Origin of the sequence: Streptomyces sp. ICC4, assembly GCF_003287915.1 — a bacterium.
GTDB classification, from domain to species: domain Bacteria; phylum Actinomycetota; class Actinomycetes; order Streptomycetales; family Streptomycetaceae; genus Streptomyces; species Streptomyces tritrimontium.
On record NZ_CP030286.1, the window covers coordinates 4687859 to 4714378 of the forward strand.

Genomic DNA, 26520 nt, shown 5'->3' on the forward strand with positions numbered 1-26520 from the left:
GGACCGGATCAGGCCCGGATCAGGTCCGGACGCGGCGGCGGCGCAGGGAGGCGACCGTGGCCGAGGCCAGGGCCAGGAGGGAGAGCGCGGCGCCCGCCAGGCCCGGGGCCAGGCCCTTCGGGGTGAAGGAGCAGGAGACCCGGTCCGCGCCGGGGGGCAGGGGGACCGAGACCAGGCCGTGGAAGGGGACCGGGGCGGCGGTCTTCCCGCCCGCGGTGCACTGCCAGCCGGGGACGTCGGTCATCGCGAAGACCGCGGTGCCGGCCGAGCCCTTCGGGAGGGTGGCCCCGATGGTGTGGCCGCCCGCGGCGACGTCGGTGGCACCCGTGGCGGTGAGCCGGCCGACGGCCCGGTCGAGGGCGGCCCGGTCCAGGCAGCCGACGGGGTGCTCGCCGGCGGTGGCGTTCTGCGTACGGGTCCGCACGGTCACGTCGAGCACGCCCGACGCCGGGACCTCGCCGAGGGGTAGGACGCCGGCCATCCGGTCCTCCAGCGGCCGCTCGGTGCCGCCCGAGGCGAGGGTGCCGTAGAGCGCGGGGGAGTACCAGAAGGCCGCGGAGCCGGGGGCGCACCGGGCGGCGTAGGTCTGCTCCTCGGCGCTGCCGCCCCGGGTGACCGGCGGGACCTGGTAGACGGTGGCGCCGAGCACGTCCTCCTGGTGGGCGTAGACGCTGCCGGCCGGGTTGGGGGAGGCGTAGGGGCCGGAGCGGACGGTGACCAGGGGCGGGGCGGGGAACTTCGAGCCGGTCCAGGTGTCCGGGGCGGACCCGGGGCGGACCCGCGCGCCGATCGAGAAGATCGCGTCCAGGACGGGGTTGTCGGCGCCGAAGAAGGTCCGGCCGTCGTTCTTGTAGCCGTAGCCGAGGGGTTCGAGGGCCCGGAACGTGGCCTCGGGCAGGTAGCTGCTGTAGTACTGCGGCCCCTCCGCCCGCAGGGCGAGGGCGTCGTTGTACGAGGTCTGCGGGGAGCCCGAGTCGGTCCGGTGGGCGGGCCAGCCGTCCACGGAGCGGACCGCTTCGAAGTGGCGGGTGATCGACTGGCTCGAAGTGGCGATCGGCTTCGCCCAGCGTTCGCGCGAGCGGCGGGCGTCGGCGTTGGCCGCGGCCGCCGTCGACTCGGCGAAGACGACGCAGACCATCAGCACCGCGGCCGCGGGGACCAGTGCGCGGCGCTTCTCGCCCAGCGCCAGCAGGACCAGGGCCAGCAGGGAGGCCGCGCCGCCGCCGAGGACCGCCGGCCAGGTCGCGCCGCCGAAGTCGTTGGTGTGCCGGAGCACGAAGGTGGCGGCGACCAGCAGGGCGGCGGTCAGCGCCAGGTGGAGCGGGCGCGGCCGGTTGGCCAGGGACAGCCAGGCGATGACCACCAGCATGCCGCTGAAGACGAAGGCCTCGCGGTAGGGGTTGCCGTTCGGCACCGCCAGCCCGTGCCACGCGTACTGGGTGGGCGGGAACTGGAAGGAGAGCAGGACGAGCAGGGTCGCCGCCGCCCACACCAGCCGGGTCTTGCGCGCCACGGCCGCGTTGAAGAGGAAGGACCCGGCCAGGATCAGGCCCAGGGAGGCCACGTACAGCCGGGGCCGGCCGCCCCACAGGTAGGTGCCGGGGAGCATGCCCGTCAGGAAGACCTCGATCCGCACGGGATCGAAGGAGGCCGCCTTGGTGGGCTGCGCGGCCCCGCTGGAGAGGAACGAGGGCAGGAGGAGCGGGAGCGTGAGCAGGATGCCCGTCGCGGCGGCCGTCCCGGCCCGCCACGCGGCGCGCAGCCGCTGCGGGCCCGTCATGTCGAGGAGGATCAGGCGGACGGCGAGCAGGACGCAGGCCGCCATCGTCGCCATCATCGCCGTGTAGAAGTTTCCGGCCCAGGCGAGCGCGACCAGCAGGGCGACCCCGGGCCAGCGGCGCTGCTCCAGGCACCACTCGACGCCGATGCCGAGGAGCGGGAGCGCGACCAGGCCCCACATCCACATGGGGATGTACGAGGCGTCGCTGAGCGCCCAGCCGCACAGCCCGTACACGGCTCCGAGGACGCCCCGCTGCCACCACGGGCCGGGGTGCAGCTTGCCGAGGTAGACGCACATGACGGCGGCCGCGGCGCCCATCGTCACCGGGGTGATCGCGAAGACGGCGAGGTCGACGTGGGCGCGGGGGACGAGGACGGCCAGCCAGGAGAAGGGGTTGCCGAGGTACGTGTGGTAGTCGGACAGGAACTGCTGACCGAAGCCGCCGCGCCAGGTGAACAGGACGTCTCCGGCGGCCTGTCCGTGCACCAGGTCCCACAACGCCCGGTGGAAGGGCACGTACTGGTTGGCCTGGTCGTTGACGGCGCGGCCGGTGTCGCCGAAGGGGAAGGTGCCGCGGGCGATCCAGGACGCGCAGAAGGCGCCCGAGGCGAGGAGGAACGCGAGGAGCGGACCGTACAGGCGCGCGGCACGGCGCGGCGCGGGCCGGTCCTGATCGGGGGGTGGACTGCTTCGCTTCGCGGGCTCGACGGCCACGGTCCCCAATGCTCTGCTCCCTGCTGATCGACCGCCACGGGCGGTGGTTCGTCCTGATCGTCAGTCTAGGTCGGCGGCACGGGCCCCCGTTCGGCCCCCGATCGAGGGCGGGCGCGGCCGGGACGGTCCGCTGACGGACCGTCCCGGCCGGCCATCACCCGCTAGCGGCCGGTGATCTGCCAGGCCGTCATGGCGATCGCCGAGACCGCCGCGAGCGCGGTGACGCTGGCCAGCGGCCAGCGCGCCCGCTCCAGGGTGTCCAGCCGGGACTCGTGGTCGGCGAGTTGACGGTCGGTCTGGTCGCTGCGCTGGACCAGGAGGGCCAGTGACCCGTCGACACGGGCGAAGCCGGCCTCCATGGTGCCGCGCAGCCTTTCCAGTTCGACGGCCACGGACAGCGCGTCCGACATGTGGGGTTCCGTCATGCGCGCTCGTCCTCCGCCCGTTCGTCGCGGTCGATCAGGGCGAGCAGCGCCCGGTCGGCGTCGTACGGCCACTCCGTGCGCAGCCAGCCGGGAAGTACGGCCTGTACGCCGGGCAGGGCCATCACGCGGGCGAGGGCCCCGGCGGCGGCGAGGGCGCCGGCGACCCAGGGCAGTGCGGCGGGGATGCCGGAGGCGTCCACGACGGCGGGGAGCAGGACGGCCATCGCCAGGGCGGTCTGGACGAGTGTGCGCAGGGTGCGCTTTCCGGCTTCGGACATGGTGGTGCCTTCTTTCGGTGGAGCGGCGAGGGGCGGCGGGGCTGCGGGGCGGCGGCCGGGTCAGCCGCGGTACGGGACCTTCAGGGCGTCCCAGGAGGTGCGGCCCGGCCAGCCGTCGGCGTCGGCCCCGGTGAAGCCGAGCGCGCGCTGCCACTTCGCGTACGAACGGCGGTCGGCGTCGGTCCACTGCGGGCCGGGGCCCTCGACGTAGTCGGAGCAGCCCTCGGCGACCAGGCGCTCGCCCATGGCGGTGACGACCGGGGAGTGGGGGAGGGCGGTGAAGAAGCCGGCGCCGGGGAACGGCTGGTGGCGCTCGCCGCCGGCCGGCGGGGTGGTCCCGGTGCCCTGGCCGCCGGGGGCGGCCGCGAGGCGGGCGGCGATCCGGGCGCGCATGTCCTCCATGGTGAAACCGCGCGGGTCGACCTTGGTGTTGGTCCACTCCTTGTGGCCGATGACGGAGGGGGCCTGCCAGCCGTGGGCCCGGCACAGGGCGGCCGAGGCGCGCTCGATGGCGTCGAGCTGGGCGGCGGGCCACGGGTCGCGGCCGTCGCCGAGGTTGACGCACTCGAAGCCGTAGAGGTGGGCGTTGCCGTCGGTGTCGTTGCGGCGCGGCTCCGGCAGCGAGGTCTCGGCGGCGACGGCGTCCAGGACGTCGCCGTCGCCGAGGCCGGCGTGGTTGGTGCGGCCGTGGCCGATCAGGTGCACGGTGCCGGCCTTGTCGATGACCGCGTGGCAGAGGGGGCCGGGCAGCTGGGCGTAGCCGTCGCGGCAGAGGGCGACGCTGCTGTCCGTACCGCTGGTGACGGTGTGGTGGATCACGACGCCGTTCACCGGGCCCCAGGCGCCCTTGTGGTTGCGGTTGTGGGTGCGCCAGCCGGTGTGCTCGACGACGTCGACGCCCTCGGCGCGGAGCGCTGCCAGGAGGGTGTCGGCGGTGAGGGGGGTGGCCATGGTGGTCTCCTTCGGACATGCGAAAGCCCCGGGCCGGTCTCTTCTACCCCTCCGTCCCCCTGCGGCGACCACCGGGTCGACCAGGTCTGGTCCCTGCCGGTCTGACGGCCCGCGCCATGGGCAAGCAGACGGGGCAGCGAACAGGGCAGCAGCCGGCGAACCGGCCGGGCGTCCGACCGGCGCCCGAGCCGCCGGGACCGGCGGAGCCCACCCTGACGACCGAGCCTACCGAGCCCACCGAGACGACCGAGACGACCGAGACGAGGACGATGCGTATGCCGGGCACTGTCCCACGACGCGACGGGGCCGCGCGGGTGCGCCGCCGGGTCATCCTGGCCGCGCTGCCCGCGGCCCTGCTGACCCTGGCGGTCGCCGGGGCCGCACCGGGCGCCACGTCCCGGGGGGCCCAGTCCCCCGCACCGGCCGGTGCGGGACACGAGGTGGAGGCACCCGGGCCGCGGGCCTTCGACGCGGCCCCCGCGCGGGCCGCCCTGGAGCGGCTGCTGCCGAAGCACGCCGGGCAGTTCACGCTGGTGGCGGACGCCGCGACGGCGAAGGACTCCTTCACCGTCTCCGGGACGGCCGGCGCGGTCACCGTCCGCGGCTCCACCGGCGCCACCCTGCTCACCGGAGTCGGCTGGTACCTCCAGCACGTCGCCGGCGCCGACATCGGCTGGCCCGGCGACAGCATCGGGATGCTGCCCGCCGAGCTGCCCGCCGTGCCCGCCCCGGTCACCCGGACCGCCCTCGTGGCGCACCGCTACGCCCTCAACGACACCGACGACGGCTACTCGGGCGCCTACCGCACCTTCGAGGAGCACCAGCGGCAGATCGACCTGCTCGCCCTGCACGGCGTCAACGAGGTGTTCGTGCAGGTCGGCGCCGAGTACCCGTACTACCGGGCGCTCCAGCGCTTCGGCTACACGCCCGCGGAGCTGCGGGAGTGGATCCCGGGCCCCGGCCACCAGAGCTGGTGGCTGCTGCAGAACCTCAGCGGCTTCGGCGGACCCGTCACCGAGCAGCTGATGAAGGCGCGCGCCGAGCTGGGCGGAAAGATCGCCGAACAGTTGCGCGGCCTCGGCATGACCCCGGTGCTGCCGGGCTACTTCGGCACCGTGCCGCCGTCCTTCGCCGAGCGCAACCCGGGCGCGGTGACCGTGCCGCAGGGCGACTGGGCGGGCTTCGACCGGCCGGACTGGCTGGACCCGGCCTCGCAGGCCTTCGCGAGGCTGGCCGCCGACTACTACGCCGAGCAGCGGGCGCTGTTCGGGGACAGCTCGATGTACCGGATGAGCCCGCTGCACGAGGGCGGGCAGACCGGTTCGGTCGATGTGAAGGAGGCCGCGGGCGCCGTACAGAAGGCGCTGTGGGCGGCCCATCCGGGTGCGCTGTGGGCGGTGCTGGGCTGGCAGGACGATCCGACGAAGGAGCTCCTGGCCGGGGTGGACACCTCGAAGCTGCTGATCCTGGACGGGCTGTCGGACCGCTACAACCGCCTGGACCGCGAGACCCGTTGGGGCGGCGCCCCGTACGCGATGGGCACCATCTACAACTTCGGCGGGCACACGACGGTCGGCGCGAACACCTCGGTGTGGATCGACCGGTTCGGGTCCTGGCGGGCGAAGGCCGACAGTGCGCTGACCGGCATCGCCTACCTGCCGGAGGCGACCGGGACCAACCCGGCGGCCTTCGACCTGTTCACGGACCTCGCGTGGGAGCCGGGCCCGATCGACCAGAAGCAGTGGTTCGCGCGGTTCGCGGACCGGCGGTACGGACGGCCGGACGCCCGGGCCGCGGCGGCCTGGGAAGAGCTGCGGCAGGGACCGTACAACACCTCCTCGGGGCTCTGGTCGGAGTCCCAGGACAGCCTGTTCGCGGCCCGGCCGAGCCTGACGGCGGCGGGATCCGCCTACTGGAGCCCCAAGTCGATGCGCTACCCGGCGGATTCGGTGCGCCGCGCGCTGGGCCACCTGCTCGAGGTGGACCCCCTGCTGCGCGGCTCCAGCGCCTACCGCTTCGACCTGGTGGACACCGCCCGCCAGGCCCTCGCCAACCACTCGCGGGCGCTGCTGCCGCGCGTCAAGGCGGCCTACGATGCCCGCGACCTGGCCCTCTTTCGCGAGCTGACCGCCGAATGGGCCGAGCGCGAGAAGCAGTTGGACGCGCTCGTCGGCTCCGATCCCCACTTCCTCCTCGGGTCCTGGCTGTCGGCGGCCCGGGCGCACGGCGCGGACGAGGCGGAGCGGGACCGCTACGAGTACGACGCCCGCTCGATCCTGAGCGTGTGGGGCCGCCAGAGCACCAGCGAGGGCGGCTTCCTGCACGACTACGCGAACCGCGAATGGAGCGGTCTGGTCTCGGAGTTGTACGCGCCGCGGTGGTCGGCCTACTTCGCCTCGCTGGAGGAGGCGCTCGTCCGGCGGGCCGCGCCGAGGGCCATCGACTGGCACGCCTTCGAGGAGCGGTGGGCGAGGCTCACCACGCGCCACCCGGTCCGGCCGACCGGGGACCCCTACGTGTTGGCCGCCGCGGTCGCGGCCACCCTGCCCGAGGCCGAATGACGTACACGACGGGCACGGCGAAAATCGCACGATGATCTGATCTTCACCCTCCCGTGGGAATCCGCCCACCCTCGCGAGGGAGCCGCGAGCCGAGCTCCAGCGGGAGGGGCGGGGCCCCGGGTTCACTGACGGAAATCGATCAGGGGCGGCCTCCGGAACCACCGGCGGCCGCCCCTTCCGACGCCGGGAGCGCCCGCCATGTCCGAGACCGACCCGATGAGGCCCCCGATGGCCCTGGAGCCGTTCACCGACGGGGTCGTGGAGCTGCGCAAGCGCGGGAAGGCCGCCCTGAACTGCTGGACGGCGGCGGGCGGCGCGGAGGGCCCGCTCGCGGCCATGGCCCGGCGGGCCGCCGAACGGGCCGGCCGCCCTCGCGCGTGATCCGGAACGGCGCGGGGGCGTACGGGAGCCGATTGCGGCCAATCCGGTGGCGCGGCGGCTCCGAATGGCTGACAAGGCGTGCGACCGCGGAGGAATGCCGGCGGATCGCGGAGGATCGGTGCCGTGGATGACGTGACGGGCACCGGTGAGAGCGAGCGTCTGTCCGTCCAGCTCGGCCGGGTCGCCGAGGGGGACGAGGCGGCCTTCGTCTCCGTGTACGAGGCGGTGAGCGGGTCCGTGCTGGGGGTGGCGCACGCCGTGCTGCGGGACCGGGCCCAGGCGGAGGAGGTGGCCCAGGAAGTGCTGGTGGAGGTGTGGCGCACCGCCGGCCGCTACCGCGCCGACCGGGGCACGGTGCGCGCCTGGGTGCTGATGATCGCCCACCGGCGGGCGGTGGACCGGGTGCGCTCCGCGCAGGCGGCCAGGGACCGGGAGCTGCGGGCGGCCCGGCTGGAGGCGGCGCTGCCGGAGTTCGACGAGGTGAGCGAGGCGGCGATGGACCGCGAGGACCGGGAGCGGGTGCGGCACTGCCTGGCGTCGCTGACCGAGATCCAGCGCCAGTCGGTGGCCCTGGCGTACTACCGGGGCCTGACGTGCAGCGAGGTGGCGCAGACGCTGTCGGTTCCGCTCGGTACCGTGAAGACGAGGCTGCGGGACGGCCTGCTGCGGCTGCGGACCTGTCTCGGGGTCTCGGCATGAGGATCGGATCCGGAATCGGGGTGAGCGGCTGATGAGCGTGCACGAGGACACCGGGGCGTACGTCCTGGACGCGCTGGCCCCGGCGGAGCGCACGGCCTTCGAGGCACATCTGGAGTCGTGCCCCGCGTGCGCCCGAGAGGTACGGGACTTCGCGGCCACGGCGGCCCTGCTGGGCCGGGCCGTCGCCGTGGAGCCGCCGCCGGAGCTCCGGGAGGCGGTGCTGCGCCGCATCCGCGCCGAGGAGCGCCCCGCGCCCGCGCCGGGGGTCGTCCGCGGCCACGGCCGGCCCTGGCTGCGCTGGGCCCTGGCGGCCAGTCTGGTGGCGGTGGCCGGGCTCGGCGGCGTGGCCGTCTGGCAGGACCGGCGGGCGGACGAGGCCCGGCAGTCCGAGCACCTGGCGCGGGCCCGGGCGGAGGCGCTGACCGGGGTGCTGACGGCCCCCGACGCCCGGCTGGTCGTGGGCCGCGGGGCCGGCGGAGCGACGGGCACGGTCGTGGTCTCCCGGGACCGGGACCGGGCGGTGTTCGTGGCCGCGGGAATGCCCTCCGCGCCGGCCGGCCGGTCCTACCAGCTGTGGTTCGCCGACCCGGCGGGCGCCATGCGTCCGGCGGGGCTGCTGGATCCGGCCCGGCCGGATGCTCCGGCCCTGCTGACGGGCGCCGTGGGCGCGGCCACCGGGGTCGGGCTCACCCTGGAACCGGCGGGCGGTTCGGCCGCGCCGACGACGAAGCCGCTGATGCTGCTGGCGCTCCCGGCGCGCGGGGGCGCGTAGGACCGGGCGGAGGGTGACGGCGAATGAACAGCGCGAAGGCGGACCCGGGGCGGCGGCGGTACGCGCTCGGCGCGGCCGGCGGGCTGGTCGCCGCCGCCTTCGGGCTGGCTCTGGCGCACCTGGCGGCCGCGGCCGTCCGGCCCGAGGCCTCCCCGGTGACCGCGATCGGCGGGGCCGTGGTGGACCGCACCCCGGTCGGGCTCAAGGAGTGGGCGGTCCGCCAGTTCGGCACCGGAGACAAGCTGGTCCTGGCCCTCGGCATCCTCGTCGTGCTCGGCGCGGTCGCCGCCCTGGCCGGGCTGCTCGCCGTACGCCGCATGCCGGCCGGCCTGGTGCTCGCGGGCGCCGTCGGGGTGCTCGGGGCGGTGGCCGCGCTCAGCCGCCCCGAGGCCTCGTGGAAGGACGCCCTGCCCTCCCTGGTGGGTGGAGCCGCGGCCGCCGGAATGCTGTACCTGCTGGTCAGAGCCTTGAAACGACCCGCGACCGGGGCCGGGACCGGGGCCGGGGCCGGGGCCGACGGCCTGGACCGGCGCGGCTTCGGCCGCCTCGTCCTCGGCGCCCTCGCGCTCTCGGCCGCGGCCGGGTACGCGGGGCGCAGGCTCGGCGCCTTCGGCTCGGCGGGCGCCACGGCCTCCCGTACGGACCTCGTCCTCCCGGCGCCCTCCGTGCCGGCGCCGCCGGTACCGGCCGGGGCGGACCTGCGGATTCCCGGGGCCTCCCGCTTCCTCACCCCGAACGCGGACTTCTACCGCGTGGACACCGCCTTGGTCGTCCCGCGCGTGGACGCGGACGCCTGGCGGCTGCGCATCCACGGGGAGGGGGTGGCCAGGCCGCTCGCCCTGGGCCTGCGCGAGCTGCTCGCCCGTCCGCTGGTCGAGCACGACATCACCCTGACGTGCGTGTCCAACGAGGTCGGCGGCCCGTACGCCGGCAACGCCCGCTGGCTCGGCGTACGCCTCGCGGACCTGCTCCGCGAGGCCGGGGTGCGGCCGCCGTCGCAGGGCGGTCCGGCCGACCAGCTGGTGGCGCGTTCGGTGGACGGGATGACGCTGGGCACCCCCGTCGAGGCCGTGATGGACGGCCGGGAGGCACTGCTGGCCGTCGGGATGAACGGCGAGCCGCTCCCCTTCCGGCACGGCTTCCCGGTACGGATGGTCGTGCCGGGCCTGTACGGGTACGTCTCCGCGTGCAAGTGGCTGACCGAGCTGCGGCTGACCACCTTCTCCGCGTACGACGCGTACTGGGTGCGCCGGTCCTGGGCCCCGCGCGCCCCGGTCAAGACCCAGTCGCGCATCGACACCCCGCGCCCCTCGGCCGAACCCGCTCCCGGGCGGGTGGCGGTCGCCGGGGTGGCCTGGGCGCAGCACCGGGGCATCGCCCGGGTCGAGGTACGGGTGGACGCGGGCGTCTGGCAGGAGGCGCGGCTCGGGGAAGCGGACGGCGACGACACCTGGCGCCAGTGGGTGTGGATCTGGGAGGCGGCTCCCGGCCCGCACATTCTGGAGGTCCGGGCCACGGACCGGACGGGCGCCGTACAGACGGGGGAACGCGCCGGAACCGTCCCCGACGGGGCGACCGGGTGGCACTCGGTGGCGGTGCGCGTCCGCGCCCGCTGAAGCGCGCGGGGCAACGGGTCGGGCGACAGAGCCTAGTGCTGTGGCCGGGAAGGTTTGCCCGGTGGACCTTTCCGGTCACAGCACTAGTGCTGCGGTCGGAGGGGCTCACCGGGCGCGGGGCAGACCATGGCGCCCGGACCGGCCAGGGCGCGCGCCGGGCCCAGGAGGCCGGGGGGCGTGGCGGCGGTGAGGGTCCACACGACGGCGCCGCCGGGGGGCGGCGGCGGGACGGCCGCGAACCGGGCCCGCAGGTCGGCCTCGGCGGTCTCCGGGCAAGGCAAGTGGAGGTCCTCGTAGCGGACGGGGGCGGTGTCGACCTGCCGGATCCCGATCCGGCCGCCGGCCCCGATGCGGAGTTCGGTGAAACCGCGGCCGCCCGGTTCGCCGGGGCCCCGGGCGTGGGTGTTCCCGGGGTACACCGCGAACGCGCCGGTGCCCGGGACGAGCCGGTGGTGGACGTGGCCGAGCGCCCAGTAGTCGTATCCGGCGCGCGCCAGTGTCCGCGGGTCGGTCGGCGCGCAGGTCCGGCGGCTCCAGGCCCCGTGCAGGCTGGTGTGCAGGAGCCCTATGTTGACGGTGCCGGGGACCGGGCGCGGGTATCCGGCGGCCAGGTCCCGGCGCTCGTCCGGATCCCCCACGGACTGGCCGTGGACGGTGATGCCGAGGTCGGGCCAGCACACCGACGCGGGGGCGTCCGCGGGGAGCCAGCGCACGGACGGCGGGAGGTGCAGCTTGTGCGGCAGCGGGCTCTCGGCGTCGTGGTTGCCCGAGACCACCGCCGTGCGCAGGCCCGCCTCGTGGAAGGCGCCGAGCGCGTCCTGGCAGGCGGCCAGCGCGCGGGCGTCGTCGTGGCGGCGGTCGAAGACGTCCCCGGCGAGGAGCACCGCGTGGTAGCCGTCCCCGACGATGTGGCGCACGGCCGCGCGCAGGGCCTCGTACGGCGCCTCGTACGGGTCTATCGCGGGCGCTCCGGGGTGGTCGGCCAGCCCGCGCAGGGCGGACCCTATGTGCAGGTCGGCCAGGTGGGCCACGCGTATCGGGCCGGGCGCGGAGGTGGTCACGGGCCGAGGATGAGCTCGGTCTTGAAGGCGTCGCGCTCCAGCAGCCAGCCCTCGGCGCGGAGCTTGCCCATCAGGTCGGAGCGCAGTTCGACGGCTTCGCGCAGGGTGTGCGCCTTGGCGGTGATCTCCGCGAACCAGGTCAGCTCGCCGGACGCGGTGCGCAGTCGGCTGACTTGTGTCTCCATCGCGTGATCGAGCATGCGGCCAGGATAGTTCGCCTGGCTTACGGGGCCGTGGAGACGGGATGAAGCGGTGACGGCCTGCGCCCATCCGGCCGGTTTCGCGCCCCACCGGGCGAGCTTTCCGGGGAGCCGGTCCAGGACGAGGGCGCGGGAGGCCTCGAGGCCGGGGAGCTCGCCGGGGGCCAGGCCCGGGACCGGGCGGCACTTCTTGTTGGTGAAGTCGAGGGTGGCGCGGGTGTGGCTGAGATTGACCTGGATCCGGTAGTTCCCGCAGCCGGTGGCGAAGTCGTGCTCGCCGGCCCGGTCCATCACGCGCCGCACCTCGGCCGGCTCCGAGCCGTCGCCGTCGATGTCGAAGCGTGCCTTGTAGGCGAGGCGGATGCGGTTCTCGTCGTCGTGGCGCCGGATGCGGACGATCCAGCCCTGGCCGTTCAGGCTCCGCCCGGCGTCGTCCACGTACTGCGCGACCTCGACGCGGCCGGGCGCGCCCAGCGAGAGCGCGTCGGCCGCCGCGTCCGTGGGCAGCCCGCCGGCGTCCAGCACCTGCTCGGGGTCGACGAGCAGCTTGACCTGGTAGACCGTGCGCGCCGCCGGCGTCGGCGACAGCCCGGACCGCGTCCCGGACTGGATCCGGCGATTCGTTCTTTTCGGAGTGTTCCGCATATCCCCGTCGATCCTGCCTCATACGGCACCAAGACGGCCCAAACCCCCGGAGCCGTGCTGATGAACAGGCGGTGAATCTACCCCAGGACGCCGGGCTCGGGTCGCCGGGAGGCGCCGGGTCGGAGGCGTCGGGTCGGAGGCGGCAGAGCCCGGGCTTCCCGGCCGAAACGGTGCGCACGCCACCCCTTCCCGGGCGGCGCTCGCCGTAGATTGAACGTATTGTCCGGACATTACGGTCAAGTCGTCCCGCATGTCAGGAGCCGGCGCAGTGGAGGCGCAGTGGAGCTGACCAGTACGTCGTTCCTCGTCACCCTGATCGTCGTCACCGTGCTCGCCATGCTGGCCGCACTGCTCCTGTGGAACCGGATCCCCGGCCCGGGCTGGGTGCGCTGGCCGGCCCGGCTGGTGATGATCGGCCTGTGCCAGCTCACCGCCATCTGCGTGGTGGCCACCTGGATCAACGGGAGCTACGGCCTCTACTCCTCCTGGGACGACCTCCTGGGCACCGACGCCGGGCAGAACGACTCCGCCATGACCGGGCCGCCCCTGGGGCGGGCCAAATTCACCCTGGGCGGTGACGGCACGCGCAGCACGTACTTCCGGGGCTCCCACTCGAAGCTGGCCGGCCAGGTGATCGTGTGGACTCCCCCGGAGTACGACGCGCCGGGCGCGGAGCAGACCCGGTTCCCCGTACTGATGCTGCTGCACGGCTACCCGGGCTCGCCCCGCACCTGGATCGACCTCGGCAACATGCCCGGAGCGCTCGAGCAGCTGGTCCAGCTGGGCGCCGCGCACCCGTTCATCCTGGTGATCCCCGAGATCTACCCGGGCGGGGTCAACACCGACTGCACCAACACGCCGCGGCGCAAGGTGGCCGACTGGCTGGCCGAGGACGTCCCGGACCTGGTCGCCAAGAACTTCCGCACCCTGCCCCAGCCCGCGGGCTGGGGGGTGATGGGCATCTCGACGGGGGCGTTCTGCGCGGCCAAGCTGCCGCTCCAGTACCCGAAGGCGTTCCGGGCGGGCGCGGCCCTGGACCCCGATCCGCTGACCGGGGACCCGGACGTGCTGGCCGATCCCGTCCTGCGCGAGCGCAACAGCCCGATGTGGCTGGTCCGGCACGCTAAGAGGACCGATGACGTGGGCCTCTTCCTGGCCACCTCCTCGCAGGACAAGGACAGCCCGCCGCAGCAGCTCGCCGACTTCACCAAGGCGGCCGAGGGGACCGGGGTCCGGGTCAAGACCCTGGTCCGGCCGCAGGGCGGCCACAACTTCCAGACCTGGATCGGGATGTACCCCGACGCGCTGGGGTGGCTGAGCACGGAGATCTCCCCGCCGGCCGGGGCCCCGTAGACCGCCCGGCCCCGCGGGCCGCCCGGCCTCGCAGACCCCCGGCCCCGCAGACCGCCCCGTGCGGCCACCAGCGCGGCCGGCCGGGCGGGTTGTTCGGGGCCCGCCGCGCGCGGACGTCGTAGGGTCGCGGGCATGGGTGAAGAACGGCGGGATCTGGAAGGCAAGGTGGCCCTGGTGGCCGGGGCGACCCGGGGCGCGGGGCGCGGCATCGCGGTCGAGCTGGGGGCGCGGGGCGCGACGGTGTACGTGGGCGGGCGCAGCACGCGGGGCCGGCGCTCGGAGTACGACCGGCCGGAGACGATCGAGGAGACGGCCGAGCTGGTCTCCGCGGCGGGCGGGCACGGGATCGCGGTGGTCGCGGACCACCTGGTGCCGGAGCAGGTGCGGGCGCTGGTGGAGCGGATCGACACCGAGCAGGGCCGCCTCGACGTGCTGGTGAACGACATCTGGGGCGGCGAGCTGCTCTTCGAGTGGGAGAGCACGGTCTGGGAGCACGACCTGGACAAGGGGCTGCGGCTGCTGCGGCTCGCGGTGGAGACCCACGCCGTCACCAGCCACTACGCGCTCCCGCTGCTGCTGCGCGAGCCGGGCGGGCTGGTGGTGGAGATGACGGACGGCACGGCGGAGTACAACGCGACCCGCTACCGGGTCTCGTTCTTCTACGACATCGCCAAGTCGGCCGTGCTGCGGATGGCGTTCGCGCTCGGACACGAGGTGGGGCCGCGCGGCGCGACGGCGGTCGCGCTGACCCCCGGCTGGCTCCGCTCCGAGATGATGCTCGACGCCTTCGGGGTCACCGAGGCGAATTGGCGGGACGCACTGGAGAAGGTCCCGCACTTCGGCATCTCGGAGACCCCGTCCTACGTCGGCCGCGCGGTCGCGGCCCTGGCCGCCGACCCGCAGGTCTCCCGCTGGAACGGGCAGTCGCTCTCCAGCGGGCAGCTCGCCGGGGTCTACGGCTTCACGGACCTCGACGGCAGCCGGCCGGACGCCTGGCGGTACATGGTCGAGGTCCAGGACCCGGACCGCCCGGCGGACGCCACGGGCTACCGCTAGTGCTGTGACCGGAAAGGTTTGCCGGGTCGCGGTGTTCGGTGCGGTGCATCGCAAGGCGGAGGACCACGCCTCGTACTGGACGTACCGGTGTTGTCCGACAACGCGGCGAGGTGCCGTGCCGGGCGCCGCGACCCGGTGAACCTTTCCGGTCACAGCACTAGCCCTGTGACCCCGCCAGGCCTCCGCTCCCCTTTTACCCCTTGTCCACCCGGCGGGCGATCCCGTCGAGCAGGCAGCGCAGGCCGAAGGCCCAGACCGTCTCGGGGTCGTACGCGCCGACCGCGCTGCCGACCCGCCCGGCGAGAGGGTAGCGCTCGGGGTCCATGGCCCGTTCCAGCAGGGGCGCGCTGGCCTCCCACCAGTCCTGGTCGCTCTGGCGGGCGTTGTGTGCGGCGGTGTCGGCCGCGGCCAGGGCGTTCGCGTGAACGAAGCCGAGGAGGTGGGTCAGGGCGGCGTCCATCTCCGCGTCGGTGAGGCCGATGCCGTCGAAGGCCGCGAGCTCGTGGTCGTACTTTCCGATCACGCCGGGCCCCAACGGAGGCCGCGTTACGGACAGTTCAGCGATCCACGGGTGCCGCACGAGCAGGGCGCGGTTGTCGTCGGCGACGCGGGTGATGCGCTCGCGCCAGGGGCCGGAGGGGGCCGGCGCAGCGCGCTCCATGGCCAGGTACGCCCCGTCGAGCATCAGGTCGAGCAGCTCGGCCTTGCCGGGGACGTACGTGTAGAGGGTCATGGGCGTGACTCCGAGCCGCTGGGCCAGCGCCCGCATGGTCAGCGCGGCCAGCCCGGACTGGTCGGCGGCACCCGCCTCGTCGGCGAGCGCGATCGCCGCGTCGACGACGGCGTCCACGGTAAGCCCCTGCCGGGGCCCGCGCCGCCCGCTGGGCGCCCCCTGCCCCGGCTCGCGCCACAGCAGTTCCAGTGTGCGGACGGGATCGCCCGCCCCGCTCCGGTCCTTCGCCACGCCCTGCTCCTCCCTGCCTCCCGGCAGTCCGCACAGTAACTTTCTACGCTGTATAGAATACTGTGTACAATGAAACTCCGAGCCACGATACAGGAGGAGATCCATGCGCATCGCGAGCACCGCCACATGTCTGACCGTCGAGGACACCAACGCCTCATCCACCTTCCTGACCAGGCATTTCGGATTCCAGGAGACGATGGCCGCCGACGGCTTCGCCTCCCTGTCCCACCCCGACGGCCCGCACGTGGTCTTCGTACGGCGCGGTCTGGAGGTACTCCCCGAGGGACTGCGCGAGCAGCGCGCCGCCGGAGTGCTCCTCGCGTTCACCGTGGCCGACCTGCCCGCCGAGTACGAGCGGCTGCGCGCGGAGGGCGTCACGATCCTCATGGAGCCGCGCGTGGAGCCCTGGGGCGAGCGCGTGTTCCTGGTGTCCGACCCGAACGGAGTGGTCGTGGAGATCGTGGACTGGGTGGACACCGGGACCGAGGCCGATGCCGGGGCCGATATCGGGGCCGGGGCCTGAGCACCGAACCGCGAACCGCCGACGGCGAACCGCGAACCGCGCATCAACAACCGAGAGCCGGGAGCCGAAAACCACCCATGAGCCTTGCCGACAACCATCAGGTCATCCAGGTCCGGGGCGCCCGGGAGAACAATCTCGCGGACGTCTCGCTCGACATCCCCAAGCGCCGCCTCACCGTCTTCACCGGCGTCTCCGGATCCGGGAAGTCCTCGCTCGTCTTCGGCACCATCGCGGCCGAGTCACAGCGCATGATCAACGAGACGTACACGGCCTTCATCCAATCGTTCATGCCCAGCCTGGGCCGGCCGGACGTGGACGCCCTGCACAACCTGAGCGCGGCCATAGTCGTCGACCAGGAGCGGATGGGCGCGGGCTCCCGCTCCACCGTGGGCACCGCGACCGACGCCTACACGATGCTGCGGATCATCTACTCCCGGCTCGGCACCCCGCGCATCGCCGCGGCCGGCGCCTTCAGCTTCAACACCCCCGACGGCATGTGCCCCCGCTGCGAGGGCACGGGCCAGGTCTCCGAGATCGACGTGGACCAGCTCGTCGACCGCGAACTCTCCCTCAACGAAGGGGCGATCACCGTCCCCGGCTTCGCCGTGGACTCCTGGTACTGGCAGGTCATGGCCGGCTCCGGCTTCTACTCCCCCGACACCAGACTGAAGGACTTCACCGAGCGGGAGTGGGCCGACTTCCTGCACAAGGACCCGGTGAAGGTGAAGACCGGCACCAACAACGTCACCTACGAGGGCCTGATCACCAAGATCACCCGGACGTACCTGTCCAAGGACCGCGAGTCCATGCAGCCCCACATCCGGACCTTCGTGGACCGCGCCGTGGTCTTCGCCGACTGCCCGGACTGCGGCGGCACCCGGCTGACCGCCGCCGCGCTCGGCTCGCGGATCGAGGGCGTGAACATCGCCGAGTGCTCGGCGATGCAGATCAGCGATCTCGCCGGGTTCGTCGCCGGCATCGAAGACCCGGGCGTGGCGCCGATGGTGGCGAACCTGCGCGAACTCCTCGGCTCCCTCGTCGAGATCGGCCTCGGCTACCTCAGCCTGGACCGCCCCAGCGGCACCCTGTCGGGCGGCGAGGCCCAGCGGGTCAAGATGGTCCGGCACCTCGGATCCTCGCTCACGGACATCACGTACGTCTTCGACGAACCGACCACCGGCCTGCACCCGCACGACATCCGGCGGATGAACGACCTGCTGCTGCGGCTGCGCGACAAGGGCAACACGGTGCTGGTCGTGGAGCACAAGCCCGAGGTCATCGCGATCGCCGACCACATCGTGGACCTCGGCCCGGGCGCCGGCACCGCCGGCGGGCGGCTCTGCTACGACGGGGACGTGGCCGGCCTGCGCGCCTCCGGCACCCTCACCGGCCGGCACCTCGAACACCGGGCGAAACTGCGGGAGTCCGTACGCAGTCCGCGCGGGCAGCTGTCCGTCAAGGACGCCGATCTGCACAACCTCAAGGACGTCAGCGTGGACGTGCCCCTCGGGGTGCTGACCGTGGTGACGGGCGTGGCGGGCTCCGGGAAGAGCTCGCTGATCCACGGGTACCTGGCCGGACGCGACGGGGTGGTGGTCGCCGACCAGTCCCCGATCCGGGGCTCGCGCCGCTCCAACCCTGCGACGTACACCGGCCTGTTGAACCCGATACGCACCGCCTTCGCCAAGGCCAACGGGGTCAAGGCCGCGCTGTTCAGCGCCAATTCGGAAGGCGCCTGCCCCCACTGCAACGGCCTCGGGCTCCTCTACACGGACCTGGCGATGATGGCCGGGGTGGCTTCGGTCTGCGAGCGGTGCGAGGGCAAGCGGTTCACGCCGGAGGTGCTCACGTACCGGCTGCGCGGCAAGAACATCGCCGAGGTGCTCGACATGCCGGTGGCGGAGGCGTACGAGTTCTTCGCCACCGGCCAGGCGCGGGCGATCCTGGGCCGGCTCGCGGACGTGGGGCTCGGCTACCTGCGCCTCGGGCAGCCGCTGAACACCCTGTCGGGCGGTGAACGCCAGCGGCTCAAGCTCGCCATCAGCATGGCGGAGAAGTCCTCGACCTACATCCTGGACGAGCCGACGACCGGGCTGCACATGGCCGATGTGGACAAACTGCTCGCACTGCTGGACCGGCTCGTCGACGACGGCAACTCGGTCGTCGTCATCGAGCACCACCAGGCGGTCATGGCGCACGCCGACTGGCTGATCGACATCGGCCCGGGCGGCGGCCACGCGGGCGGCCGGGTCGTCTTCGAGGGCACCCCGGCCGAACTCGTCGCCACATCGGACACCCTGACGGCCCGCCACCTGCGCGCGTACGTGGCGGACGCCCGCTAGTGCTGCGGCCGGAAAGGTTTGCCGGGTCGCGGTGTCCGGTGCGGTGCATCGCAAGGCGGAGGGCCGCCGCTCGTACTGGACGTACTTCGGTGGTCCGACAACGCGGCGAGGTGCCGTGCCGGGCGCCGCGACCCGGTGGACCTTTCCGGTCACAGCACTAGGGCTGCGGCCGGAAAGGTTTGCCGGGTCGCGGGGGGTCCCTATCCGAGCGGGCCGAAGAACCGCGCGACGTCCCCCTCGGCAACGCCCTCCAGCGAGGCGGGGGACCAGCGGGGGCTGCGGTCCTTGTCGACGACCTGGGCCCGGATGCCCTCGACCAGGTCGGGCGCGGCCAGCATGTTGCTTGAGACCCGGAGTTCCTGCTCCAGCACGGCCTCCAGCCCGTCGAGGGCGGCGGCCCGGCGCAGCGACTCCAGGGTCACCTTGAGGGCGGTCGGGGACTTGGCGAGGATCGTCTCGGCGGCTTCCTTGGCCGCCGGGTCCCCGTACCCGAGCAGCCGGTCCACGATCTCCTCGACGGTGTCGGCCGCGTAGCAGTGGTCGATCCACCCCCGCCACTGCCCGAGCCGCCCCGGCTCGGGCGTGGCGGCGTACCGCGCGATGACCTCGGGGGCGGGGGCGCCGGCGAGCTCGGCGGTCAGCGCGGCCAGCCGGTCGGAGGGCACGAAGTGATCGGCGAGCCCGCACAGCATCGCGTCGGCGGCCCCCACGGCGGCGCCGGTGAGCGCGAGATGGACCCCGAGCCGCCCGGGCGCGCGGGCCAGCAGGTAGGTCCCGCCGACGTCGGGCACGAACCCGATGCCGGTCTCGGGCATGGCGACGCGGGACCGCTCGGTGACGACGCGGACGCTCCCGTGGGCGGACACCCCGACCCCGCCGCCCATCACGATCCCGTCCATGAGGGCGACGTAGGGCTTCGGATACCGGGCGATGCGGGCATTGAGCCGGTACTCGTCCTGCCAGAAGCCGACGGAAGCCCTGCTCCCGCCCTTGGCGTCGTCATGGATGGCCCGGATGTCCCCACCGGCGCACAGCCCGCGCTCCCCGGCCCCCCGAAGGACCACCTGCTCGACCCGGGGATCGGCCGCCCACCCGGCCAACGCCTCGGACATCCGCAGCACCATGCCATGGGTCAGCGCATTGAGCGCCCGGGGCCGATTGAGGGTCACCACCCCCACGCGCCCGTCCCGCCCGCACACCACGTCACCGCTCTCATTGATCACCCACCCAGTGTGCCGGGTCCCGTTCCTTCGCGTGGGTGCCGGGGGTGTGGCCGAAGGCGCGACGGAAGACGTCGATGAAGGCGCTCGCCGAGGACCAGCCGCAGCGGTGGGCCACCGCCGTGACCGGGGTACCGACCGACAGCAGGCGCAGGGCCTGGTGCAGGCGCAGCTGGGTGCGCCACTGGGGGAACGTCATGCCCAGCTCGGCGCGGAACAGCCGGCTCAGCGTGCGCCCGCCGGCCCCCGCACCCGATGCCGCCGCGAGTTCCGCCAGCCCGCGCGGGTCCGCCGGGTCGGCGTGCAGCAGCGCGCACACGGCGGCCAGCCGGGGATCGGCCGGGGCGGGCAGGTGCAGGGGCTGGAGTGGTGAAGCGCGGAGCTGGTCGAGCAGGACGGCGAGCAGCCGGCGCCGCTCCGCGCTGCCGTCCTCGGGGGTCCTGGTGTACGCCAGGATCAGCTCGCGCAGCAGCGGGCCGACGGCGAGCACGGCGGGGGCCGAGAGGGAAAGCGGGTTGAGGTGGGTCGGCAGGCCCACGCAGTGCAGGTCCGCGCGGCCGAACGCGCGGTGCTCGTGCACCGTTCCGGCCGGGATCCACAGGGCGCGGGTGGTCGGCGCGACCCAGGTGCCGGCGTCGGTGGTGACCGACAGCACCCCCGATCCGGCGTAGCAGATCTGGTGGTCGTCGTGGCGGTGCGGATCGATGCCGTGGTGGGTGTCGAGCTCGCGCACGCTCGTCGCCGCGCGGGGGGTGTGGCGGATCTTCTGCATCACCCGGCAATTTATCGGAAGCGAGCCGCCCCGGGAGAGGGGGATCCTCGAACCGTGACTTCGACGACAGGCTCGACAACTCCCCTTCCCGCGGCCGATCCCAGCACTGGATCCCGGGCCCGTCCGTCGTCCGGACCGCCCGGCCGGATGCGTACGGCCGGCTTCTCCGCCGGCCATTCGTGCGTGGACGTCTACCAGGGCGCCGTCGCCGCGCTCGTCCCGTTCCTCGTCTCCGAGCGCGCGTACGGGTACGCCGCCGCCTCCGGCATCGTGCTGGCCGCCTCCCTGCTCTCCTCCGTGGTGCAGCCGCTGTTCGGCGTGCTGACCGACCGGTGGCCGATGCCCTGGCTGATCCCGCTGGCCACCGCCGCCGCCGGTCTCGGCGTGGCCCTGGTCGGGCTCGACGCCGGGTATCCGGCCACGCTCGCCGCCGTCGCCCTCTCCGGGCTGGGCGTCGCCGCCTACCACCCGGCGGCCGCCCGGTTGGTCCGCACGACGGGCGGCCCGGGGCACGGCACGATGAGCTGGTTCGCCCTCGGCGGCACCATCGGCTTCGCGTGCGCACCGCTGCTGGTCGTCGCCGCGCTGGCCCTGCCGGGGACGGCGGGCTGGTGGCTGCTCGCCCTTCCGGCCACGATCGGGGTGTTCCTCAACTGGCCGCCCTCCGGACGGCGTTCGGGCGCCGCGCTCCCGACCGGCGACCCGCGCTCCGGGCGGTCCGCCGACCACTGGCGGGCGTTCCTGCGCCTCTCGTGCGTGGTCGTCGTCCGCTCCGTGGTCTTCATCGGCCTGAGCACCTTCATCGCCCTGTACGTGCGTGAACGCGGCGGCGGCGAGACCGCCGGGGCGGTGGCCCTGTTCGCCCTGTTCGCGGGGAGTGCGGGCGGCACCCTCCTCGGCGGCCGGCTGGCCGCCCGCTGGGGCCGGGTCACCACCGTCCACCGCTCCTACGCGGCCGCGGTGCCCGCCATCGCCGGGATCCTCTTCCTCCCGCTGCCCCTGGTGTACGTGTGCTCCGCGCTGGCCGCCGCCGCGCTGTACGCGCCGTTCTCGCTCCAGGTCACTCTGGGCCAGGACTACCTCCCGACGCGCATGGGCACCGCGAGCGGGGTCACCCTGGGCCTGACCGTCAGCGTCGGCGGGCTGGCGAGCCCCCTCATCGGAGCCGCGGCCGACGCCGCCTCGCTGCGCGCCGCCCTGCTCCCGCTGGCCGTACTGCCCCTGCTGGCCTGGGCCCTGGCCCGCCGCCTCCCGGACCCTGCCGCGCCGGAAGCCGGCGCCGCCCAACCGGACAGCGTGCGGCCCCGGACGTGACGGGCCCCGGACGTCACCCGGCCGCCAGGCGCTCGCGCCACCAGTCCACGGTTGCCGCGACCTGCTCCTCGACGGGGGTGGCCCGGACCGTGAACGCGGCCTCGTAGGCGCCCGAATCGACGACGAACGGACGGTCGAACTGGTAGCGGACCTCCCTCAGTTCCCGGAGCAGCGGGGAGAAGACCCCCGCCGCGGCCAGTACGGCGGAGGGGATCCGGCGCACGACGGCCGGCCCGGTTCCCGACCGGGCGGCCAGGAGTCCGGCCATCTCCCGTACGGAAAGGGCGGGTTCGGTGGGCACGTGCCAGGCCCGCCCCCAGGCCCGCTCCTCGCCGGCGACCTCGACCAGGGCCCTGGCCACGTCGGGAAGGTACGACCAGCTGTGCGGGGCGTCCGGGTCCCCGAGCGTGGAGACGGGCTTGCCGCGCAGCAGCGGGGGCACGACCCGGGCGGCGAGGTGGCCGCCGCCGGTCACGCCGGGCCCGAAGAAGTCCGAGGCCCGCACCTCCACGGCCTTGATCCGGCCCTGTTCGTGCAGGTGGCGCGCCTGCTCCCAACCGGCCGCGCGAACCCGCCCCTTGGTGCCCGTCGCCGCGAGCGGCAGGTCTTCCGTCAGCGGGCCGTCCACCGGACCGTAGCCGTAGAGGTTGCCCAGCATGACCAGTACGGCCCCGGTCGCCTCGGCCGCGGCGCAGGCCGCCGAGGTCAGCCGGGGCCAGTCGGCGGCCCAGCGGTGGTACGGCGGCGCGGCGCAGCCGTAGATCACGGCCGCGCCCTTCACCGCGTCGGCCAGCCGCGCGCTGTCCGTCGCGTCCACCGCGACGTGCTCGATCCCCGGCTCCGGGCTCCGGCCCGACGCGGTCACGACCCGTACGGAACGGCCCTGTTCGGCCAGCAACCGAGCGGTGGCGGCCCCGGCGGGCCCGAATCCCAAGACGACATGAATGCTCACGTGCGCACCCTAGCGCTGTGACCGGAAAGGTCCGGTGGACCTTTCCGGTCACAGCGCTGGCCCCGCGCCGGGTCAGGGCCGCGTGGGAGTCTCGCCGAGGAAGCCGCCCGACTGGTGCTTCCAGAGCTTCGCGTAGGCGCCTGCCGAGGTGAGCAGCTCCTGGTGCGTGCCCTGTTCCACGATCCGTCCGCGGTCGAGTACGACGAGCCGGTCCATGGTGGCCACCGTGCTCAGCCGGTGCGCCACCACGAGCGCCGTCCGCCCCTCCATGAGCCGCCACAGCGCCTCTTGGACGAGGATCTCGCTCTCGGAGTCCAGGGCGCTGGTCGCCTCGTCGAGCAGCAGGATCGGCGCGTCGCGCAGGATGGCCCTGGCGAGGGCGACCCGCTGGCGCTGTCCGCCCGACAGCTTGATGCCGCGTTCGCCCACCATCGTGCCGAAGCCGTCCGGGAGCGCGTCGGCGAACTCGGTGACGTGCGCCGCCTCGGCCGCCCGCCGGATCTCGGCGTCGGTGGCGCCCGGCCGGGCGAAGGCGATGTTGTCCCGCAGCGTGCGGTGGAACATCGCCGGGTCCTGCGGAACGTAGGCGATCATGCCGCGCAGGTCGGCCTGGCGGAGCCGGCTGATGTCCTGCCCGCCGATCAGGATCCGGCCGGCCTCGATGTCCGTCATCCGCAGCAGCAGCCGGGTGAGCGTGGTCTTGCCGCCGCCGGAGCGGCCGACGAGACCGATCTTCGCCCCGCTGGGCACGGCCAGCTCGAGCCCCTCGAAGAGCGGCTTTCCGCTGCCCCCGTGCGCGAAGGTCACCTGCTCGAAGCGGACGCAGGCGCCGCGGGACAGCAGCGGCTCCGGGGAGGGCGGGTCGAGTACGGTCGGCGGCTTCAGCAGCAGTTCGGTGAACTGCGCGGCCTCCGTCATCGAGCTCTCCAGACGGCGGTAGATCTGGTTGAACTCGAACATGATCCGCGTCGCGTTGGTGTAGTACGTGAACGCGACGACGACCGCCTCCACGCCGTGCCCGCCCCCGGCGAGCGCGACCGCCATCAGCAGGCCGAGCGCGTTGGTCAGTACGGACATGGGCGCGACCAGCGTGTCGATGCGCAGGTTGCCGTAGTCCCACGACCGCAGCATGAGCCGCCTCGAGGCGGCGACGCGGGACCGGTGCTCGGCGGCCTCGCTCTCCTCGGCGGCGAACGCCCGGACGGTGTCCATGTTCATCAGGCTGTCGGCGACGTGGCCCGACACCCGGGCGATCGCCTCCTCGCGCTCGTCGACGAGCGCCTGCCGGCGCCGGACGAGCGGCACCACGCACAGCGCTGTCAGCGTGATCATCGCCAAGAGCCCGACGACGAGCAGCGGTTCGTACTGCCACAGCACGACCGAGCCGAACAGCAGCGGCACGAAGCTGCCGATGACCGAGAACGTCAGCGTGTCGACGAGCTCCTCGAACCGGGAGGCGAAGCTCAGGACCCGCTTGGTCAGCGACCCGGCGAAGTTGTCGTGGAAGAACGCGGCGTCCTTGGCGAAGAGCTCGTCCATGCCGATGACGTACATGTGCTCGATGCCGCGGGCGTCGAGGCGGTTGAGGCAGTGCAGCCCGAGGCGCCACAGTGCCTCCGAGAGCAGCAGCACGCCGGCGAAGCCGAGGACGTACGGCAGCGTCGAGCCGATGCCCATGCCGCTCCCGCTCCCGCTCCCGCCTGCGGCGATTCGGCCGACGAGCTTCGCGACGATCAGCGGCGCGATGTAGTTGATGCCGATGTTGCCGAGCGCGGGGAGCAGCATCGCCGGCAGCGTCAATCGCTTCTGCCGGGCCAACTCCCGTCCGTAGTAGCGGAGTACGAGGAGCACCGAGCCCTTGCCCGGCGAGGTTTCACGTGACTGCGGCGATTGCGGCGATCCCATTCCAACCCTGTGTCGTCGTGTGGCGACTCGCCACGTGCTTCTCAGCGGAGACGCCGGGCGCGAGTTCCCTCGCTCGGGTGATCGTGTGACGGGCGGGCGGGACCCGGCGCCGCGGCCCTGCGCGGTTCGATCCGGCACCGGCAGGGGCACCGGTGGACCAGGAATCGCAGTGTCCCGCGACGGCACCCGCGCAGTCCAAGCGTTTTTCCCGGCCACCGGCGGCCGACTCGTTCACGCCGCGAGCGCGCCGCTCACCGCAGGTTCAGGGCGGAGGCGGCACCCGGCCAGTAGGCGACGATGCAGCGGGTGGGATCTCCGGTGTTGTATCCCCTCTCGAAGGCCGCCTGCCTCTCGTCGGGGGTTCCGTGCCCGGATTTTCCCGGGGGATCGCCGATGGCTCTCAGCGAGGCGATGACCTCGGCCCAGTCGCCCGATTGGATGTACCCCTTGTGGAATGCGCTGAACGCCCAGTTCCCGCTGAAGCAGTCGGCGATCAGCTCTTTGTTCTTGTCACCGCTCGGCATGTCCGGGACCGGCACGTTCAGGGCGTTGTACTGCTTGAATATCTCGTCCTGGATGTGGTGACCGAATTCATGGGCCACGACGACGGCCGCGGCGAAGTCGCCCGTTTTCTCCGGAACCCGACCGAAGAGCTCCCCGCTCCATATCTTGGCGAAGGAGAAGACCGGCAGGACGATGTCCCCTTCGCCGGCATGGCAGTAGTAGGCATTGGACGTGAAGCCGGTGACCACCGTGCCGCCGCATTCGGCCGCGAACGTGTACGTCGGTTCCAGTACCGTACCCACGAGGTGATACCTCACCGACGGCTCCACGAGTCCTTGAATCCGCGCGAAGTATTCCGCCCACATTCTGTCGGCGTCCTTCACGATGACGGTAAGGAATGCGGGAACGTCGACCACACCGTTCTGCTGCGCTTCGCTGGAGAATCCCTGCCCCGATTCCGCCTCCGGCAGTCTCTGCTCGGGGTTCCAGGACGGTTGCGGGGTCGGTTGGGGTTGCGGGGCCGCCGACGACTCGTGCGGCGCGAGCAGGGAGAGGGCGGCCGCCATCGCACCGGTAGCGGCAAGGACGGCAAGATGGGATCCGCGCTTCATGGACACCGCCCACTCAGTCGTCCCCGAGGAGCCGTCGTCGAGACGGAGGCAGGCTCGCACAGCTGTACTTCCAGCTTGCGTCCGCGGGAGCGGGGCGGCAAGCCCGGGGTCCGAGCTGACGCGCGCTCAACGCGATCGTGCCCGGCCGGCTGTCGCCGACCCGGACCCGGACCCGGACCCGGAAAACGATCAGAGGCCGTATCGGATCGCTCCGATACGGCCTCTGATCTACGACTCTTTCGAGTCGGGACGACAGGATTTGAACCTGCGACCCCTTGACCCCCAGTCAAGTGCGCTACCAAGCTGCGCCACGTCCCGTTGTGCTTCCGACTGGGCTTCCCACTTGGGCTTTCCCCGTCCCGGCGGCACATGCAGAACATTACCCCACGACGAGGGGTGTGCATGCACGGGTAATCGGTGGAGGGAGGATGAGGGGGTGAAGGCAAGGGATCGGGACGCTGAGGGGCGGGCGCGCAGCGCCCGGCCGAGGGACGGGCTGGGGCGGCCGCTGCCCTACGGGGCTCAAGGAGTGGGGCGGCAGCCCGAGGGCGTGGTGCGGACCCCCGCGGAGAGCGTCGCGCAGGCGCAGCGGCTGCTGGACGCGGGGAAGCCCTTCCACGCGCACGAGGTGTTCGAGGACGCCTGGAAGTCCGGGCCCGAGGAGCAGGCGCCGCTGTGGCGGGGGCTCGCGCAGCTGGCGGTCGGGCTGACGCACTCCGCGCGCGGGAACGCGGTGGGCGGGGCGCGGCTGCTGCGCCGCGGAGCGGATGTCCTGGCCGGACGGGACGGGACCGGGGCCGCGGCCGCCCCCGAGACCGGTCGTGCTGCGGCACAAGTGGCGGCGCCCGGCCAGGCAGTTGCGGCACCTCCCGCACACCAGGTGGCCCTCGCCGCTGACCAGCGCGCCGATCTCGATGTACT

22 protein-coding genes, 1 tRNA gene and 2 pseudogenes are annotated in these 26520 nt (G+C 73.6%); 11 read left to right on the plus strand and 14 right to left on the minus strand.

Features of this window, described 5'->3' with window-relative positions; translation table 11 throughout:
- Positions 1 to 19 precede the first annotated feature (19 nt).
- The 4 genes from DRB89_RS21730 to DRB89_RS21745 all read right to left on the minus strand — a co-directional run bounded on the left by DRB89_RS21730 (position 20) and on the right by DRB89_RS21745 (position 4148).
- Positions 20 to 2494, minus strand: a complete 2475-nt coding sequence (locus DRB89_RS21730; protein ID WP_239516276.1) for a YfhO family protein — start codon at positions 2492 to 2494, stop codon at positions 20 to 22.
- A gap of 161 nt (positions 2495 to 2655) precedes the next feature.
- Positions 2656 to 2919 carry a hypothetical protein gene (locus DRB89_RS21735; RefSeq protein WP_112452875.1) on the minus strand — a complete coding sequence of 88 codons (264 nt, stop codon included), beginning with the start codon at positions 2917 to 2919 and terminating at the stop codon, positions 2656 to 2658.
- Positions 2916 to 3197: a hypothetical protein gene (locus DRB89_RS21740; protein ID WP_112452876.1), complete on the minus strand. Its 282-nt coding sequence runs from the start codon at positions 3195 to 3197 to the stop codon at positions 2916 to 2918. Before DRB89_RS21740 ends, DRB89_RS21735 begins: the two co-directional genes overlap by 4 nt.
- Positions 3198 to 3257: 60 nt before the next feature.
- Positions 3258 to 4148 carry a peptidoglycan-binding protein gene (locus DRB89_RS21745; RefSeq protein ID WP_112452877.1) on the minus strand — a complete coding sequence of 297 codons (891 nt, stop codon included), beginning with the start codon at positions 4146 to 4148 and terminating at the stop codon, positions 3258 to 3260.
- A gap of 275 nt (positions 4149 to 4423) precedes the next feature.
- Between DRB89_RS21745 and DRB89_RS21750 the strand changes: the two genes are divergently transcribed.
- The 5 genes from DRB89_RS21750 (at position 4424) to DRB89_RS21770 (ending at position 10177) form a co-directional block, all read left to right on the plus strand.
- Positions 4424 to 6709, plus strand: coding sequence for an alpha-N-acetylglucosaminidase (locus DRB89_RS21750; RefSeq protein WP_112463393.1), 2286 nt, complete (start codon positions 4424 to 4426; stop codon positions 6707 to 6709).
- A gap of 198 nt (positions 6710 to 6907) precedes the next feature.
- Entirely contained in the window at positions 6908 to 7090 is a 183-nt protein-coding gene (locus tag DRB89_RS21755) for a hypothetical protein (RefSeq protein WP_112449938.1), read from the plus strand.
- Positions 7091 to 7213: 123 nt separating this feature from the next.
- The gene (gene sigK / locus DRB89_RS21760; protein ID WP_239516277.1) at positions 7214 to 7789 is read left to right on the plus strand and encodes an ECF RNA polymerase sigma factor SigK; all 576 of its coding nucleotides are present in this window, start codon (positions 7214 to 7216) and stop codon (positions 7787 to 7789) included.
- 31 nt (positions 7790 to 7820) lie between these two features.
- Positions 7821 to 8561, plus strand: coding sequence for an anti-sigma factor (locus DRB89_RS21765; protein ID WP_112449937.1), 741 nt, complete (start codon positions 7821 to 7823; stop codon positions 8559 to 8561).
- A gap of 23 nt (positions 8562 to 8584) precedes the next feature.
- Positions 8585 to 10177: a molybdopterin-dependent oxidoreductase gene (locus DRB89_RS21770; RefSeq protein WP_112449936.1), complete on the plus strand. Its 1593-nt coding sequence runs from the start codon at positions 8585 to 8587 to the stop codon at positions 10175 to 10177.
- Positions 10178 to 10260: 83 nt separating this feature from the next.
- Here the strand turns inward: DRB89_RS21770 and DRB89_RS21775 are convergent, their stop codons facing one another.
- Both DRB89_RS21775 and DRB89_RS43080 read right to left on the minus strand, forming a co-directional pair.
- Positions 10261 to 11238, minus strand: a complete 978-nt coding sequence (locus tag DRB89_RS21775) for a DNA repair exonuclease (RefSeq protein ID WP_162688679.1) — start codon at positions 11236 to 11238, stop codon at positions 10261 to 10263.
- On the minus strand, positions 11235 to 12083 hold the full coding sequence (locus tag DRB89_RS43080; protein ID WP_162688680.1) for a hypothetical protein: 849 nt from the start codon (positions 12081 to 12083) through the stop codon (positions 11235 to 11237). The genes DRB89_RS21775 and DRB89_RS43080 overlap by 4 nt, the downstream gene beginning before the upstream one ends.
- Before the next feature lie 279 nt (positions 12084 to 12362).
- Here DRB89_RS43080 and DRB89_RS21780 point away from each other — a divergent pair, with 279 nt between their 5' ends.
- Both DRB89_RS21780 and DRB89_RS21785 read left to right on the plus strand, forming a co-directional pair.
- Positions 12363 to 13436 carry an alpha/beta hydrolase-fold protein gene (locus DRB89_RS21780; RefSeq protein ID WP_112449934.1) on the plus strand — a complete coding sequence of 358 codons (1074 nt, stop codon included), beginning with the start codon at positions 12363 to 12365 and terminating at the stop codon, positions 13434 to 13436.
- Between the two features lie 132 nt (positions 13437 to 13568).
- On the plus strand, positions 13569 to 14492 hold the full coding sequence (locus tag DRB89_RS21785) for an SDR family oxidoreductase (protein WP_112463394.1): 924 nt from the start codon (positions 13569 to 13571) through the stop codon (positions 14490 to 14492).
- Positions 14493 to 14685: 193 nt separating this feature from the next.
- Here DRB89_RS21785 and DRB89_RS21790 read toward each other — a convergent pair whose 3' ends face one another.
- Positions 14686 to 15456, minus strand: a complete 771-nt coding sequence (locus DRB89_RS21790) for a TetR/AcrR family transcriptional regulator C-terminal domain-containing protein (protein WP_112449932.1) — start codon at positions 15454 to 15456, stop codon at positions 14686 to 14688.
- A gap of 103 nt (positions 15457 to 15559) precedes the next feature.
- On the opposite strand from DRB89_RS21790, the gene DRB89_RS21795 reads away from it, so the two are divergent.
- Together DRB89_RS21795 and DRB89_RS21805 are read left to right on the plus strand one after the other, a co-directional pair.
- Positions 15560 to 15979, plus strand: a complete 420-nt coding sequence (locus tag DRB89_RS21795; RefSeq protein ID WP_112453617.1) for a VOC family protein — start codon at positions 15560 to 15562, stop codon at positions 15977 to 15979.
- A gap of 77 nt (positions 15980 to 16056) precedes the next feature.
- Complete coding sequence (locus DRB89_RS21805; RefSeq protein ID WP_112453616.1) at positions 16057 to 18321, plus strand: excinuclease ABC subunit UvrA; 2265 nt, start codon at positions 16057 to 16059, stop codon at positions 18319 to 18321.
- Positions 18322 to 18521: 200 nt separating this feature from the next.
- Here the strand turns inward: DRB89_RS21805 and DRB89_RS21810 are convergent, their stop codons facing one another.
- The gene (locus DRB89_RS21810; protein ID WP_112453615.1) at positions 18522 to 19541 is read right to left on the minus strand and encodes an enoyl-CoA hydratase/isomerase family protein; all 1020 of its coding nucleotides are present in this window, start codon (positions 19539 to 19541) and stop codon (positions 18522 to 18524) included.
- Positions 19534 to 20313 carry a helix-turn-helix transcriptional regulator gene (locus DRB89_RS21815; RefSeq protein ID WP_112449931.1) on the minus strand — a complete coding sequence of 260 codons (780 nt, stop codon included), beginning with the start codon at positions 20311 to 20313 and terminating at the stop codon, positions 19534 to 19536. Before DRB89_RS21815 ends, DRB89_RS21810 begins: the two co-directional genes overlap by 8 nt.
- A gap of 183 nt (positions 20314 to 20496) precedes the next feature.
- Here DRB89_RS21815 and DRB89_RS21820 point away from each other — a divergent pair, with 183 nt between their 5' ends.
- Complete coding sequence (locus DRB89_RS21820) at positions 20497 to 21627, plus strand: MFS transporter (RefSeq protein ID WP_343234552.1); 1131 nt, start codon at positions 20497 to 20499, stop codon at positions 21625 to 21627.
- A 13-nt stretch (positions 21628 to 21640) separates the two neighbouring features.
- Here the strand turns inward: DRB89_RS21820 and DRB89_RS21825 are convergent, their stop codons facing one another.
- From DRB89_RS21825 to DRB89_RS21840, 4 genes are all read right to left on the minus strand, one after another.
- Complete coding sequence (locus tag DRB89_RS21825) at positions 21641 to 22579, minus strand: NAD-dependent epimerase/dehydratase family protein (protein ID WP_112449929.1); 939 nt, start codon at positions 22577 to 22579, stop codon at positions 21641 to 21643.
- Between the two features lie 72 nt (positions 22580 to 22651).
- Positions 22652 to 24484 carry an ABC transporter ATP-binding protein gene (locus tag DRB89_RS21830; protein ID WP_112449928.1) on the minus strand — a complete coding sequence of 611 codons (1833 nt, stop codon included), beginning with the start codon at positions 24482 to 24484 and terminating at the stop codon, positions 22652 to 22654.
- A gap of 251 nt (positions 24485 to 24735) precedes the next feature.
- Entirely contained in the window at positions 24736 to 25599 is an 864-nt protein-coding gene (locus DRB89_RS21835; protein ID WP_112463395.1) for a neutral zinc metallopeptidase, read from the minus strand.
- A gap of 244 nt (positions 25600 to 25843) precedes the next feature.
- Positions 25844 to 25917 (minus strand) — tRNA-Pro (locus tag DRB89_RS21840).
- Between the two features lie 310 nt (positions 25918 to 26227).
- On the opposite strand from DRB89_RS21840, the pseudogene DRB89_RS44740 reads away from it, so the two are divergent.
- Positions 26228 to 26290 (plus strand): annotated as a pseudogene (locus tag DRB89_RS44740) (DUF309 domain-containing protein); the annotation flags it as partial.
- 108 nt (positions 26291 to 26398) lie between these two features.
- On the opposite strand, the pseudogene DRB89_RS44745 reads toward DRB89_RS44740, so the two are convergent.
- Positions 26399 to 26520 (minus strand): annotated as a pseudogene (locus DRB89_RS44745) (alcohol dehydrogenase catalytic domain-containing protein); the annotation flags it as partial.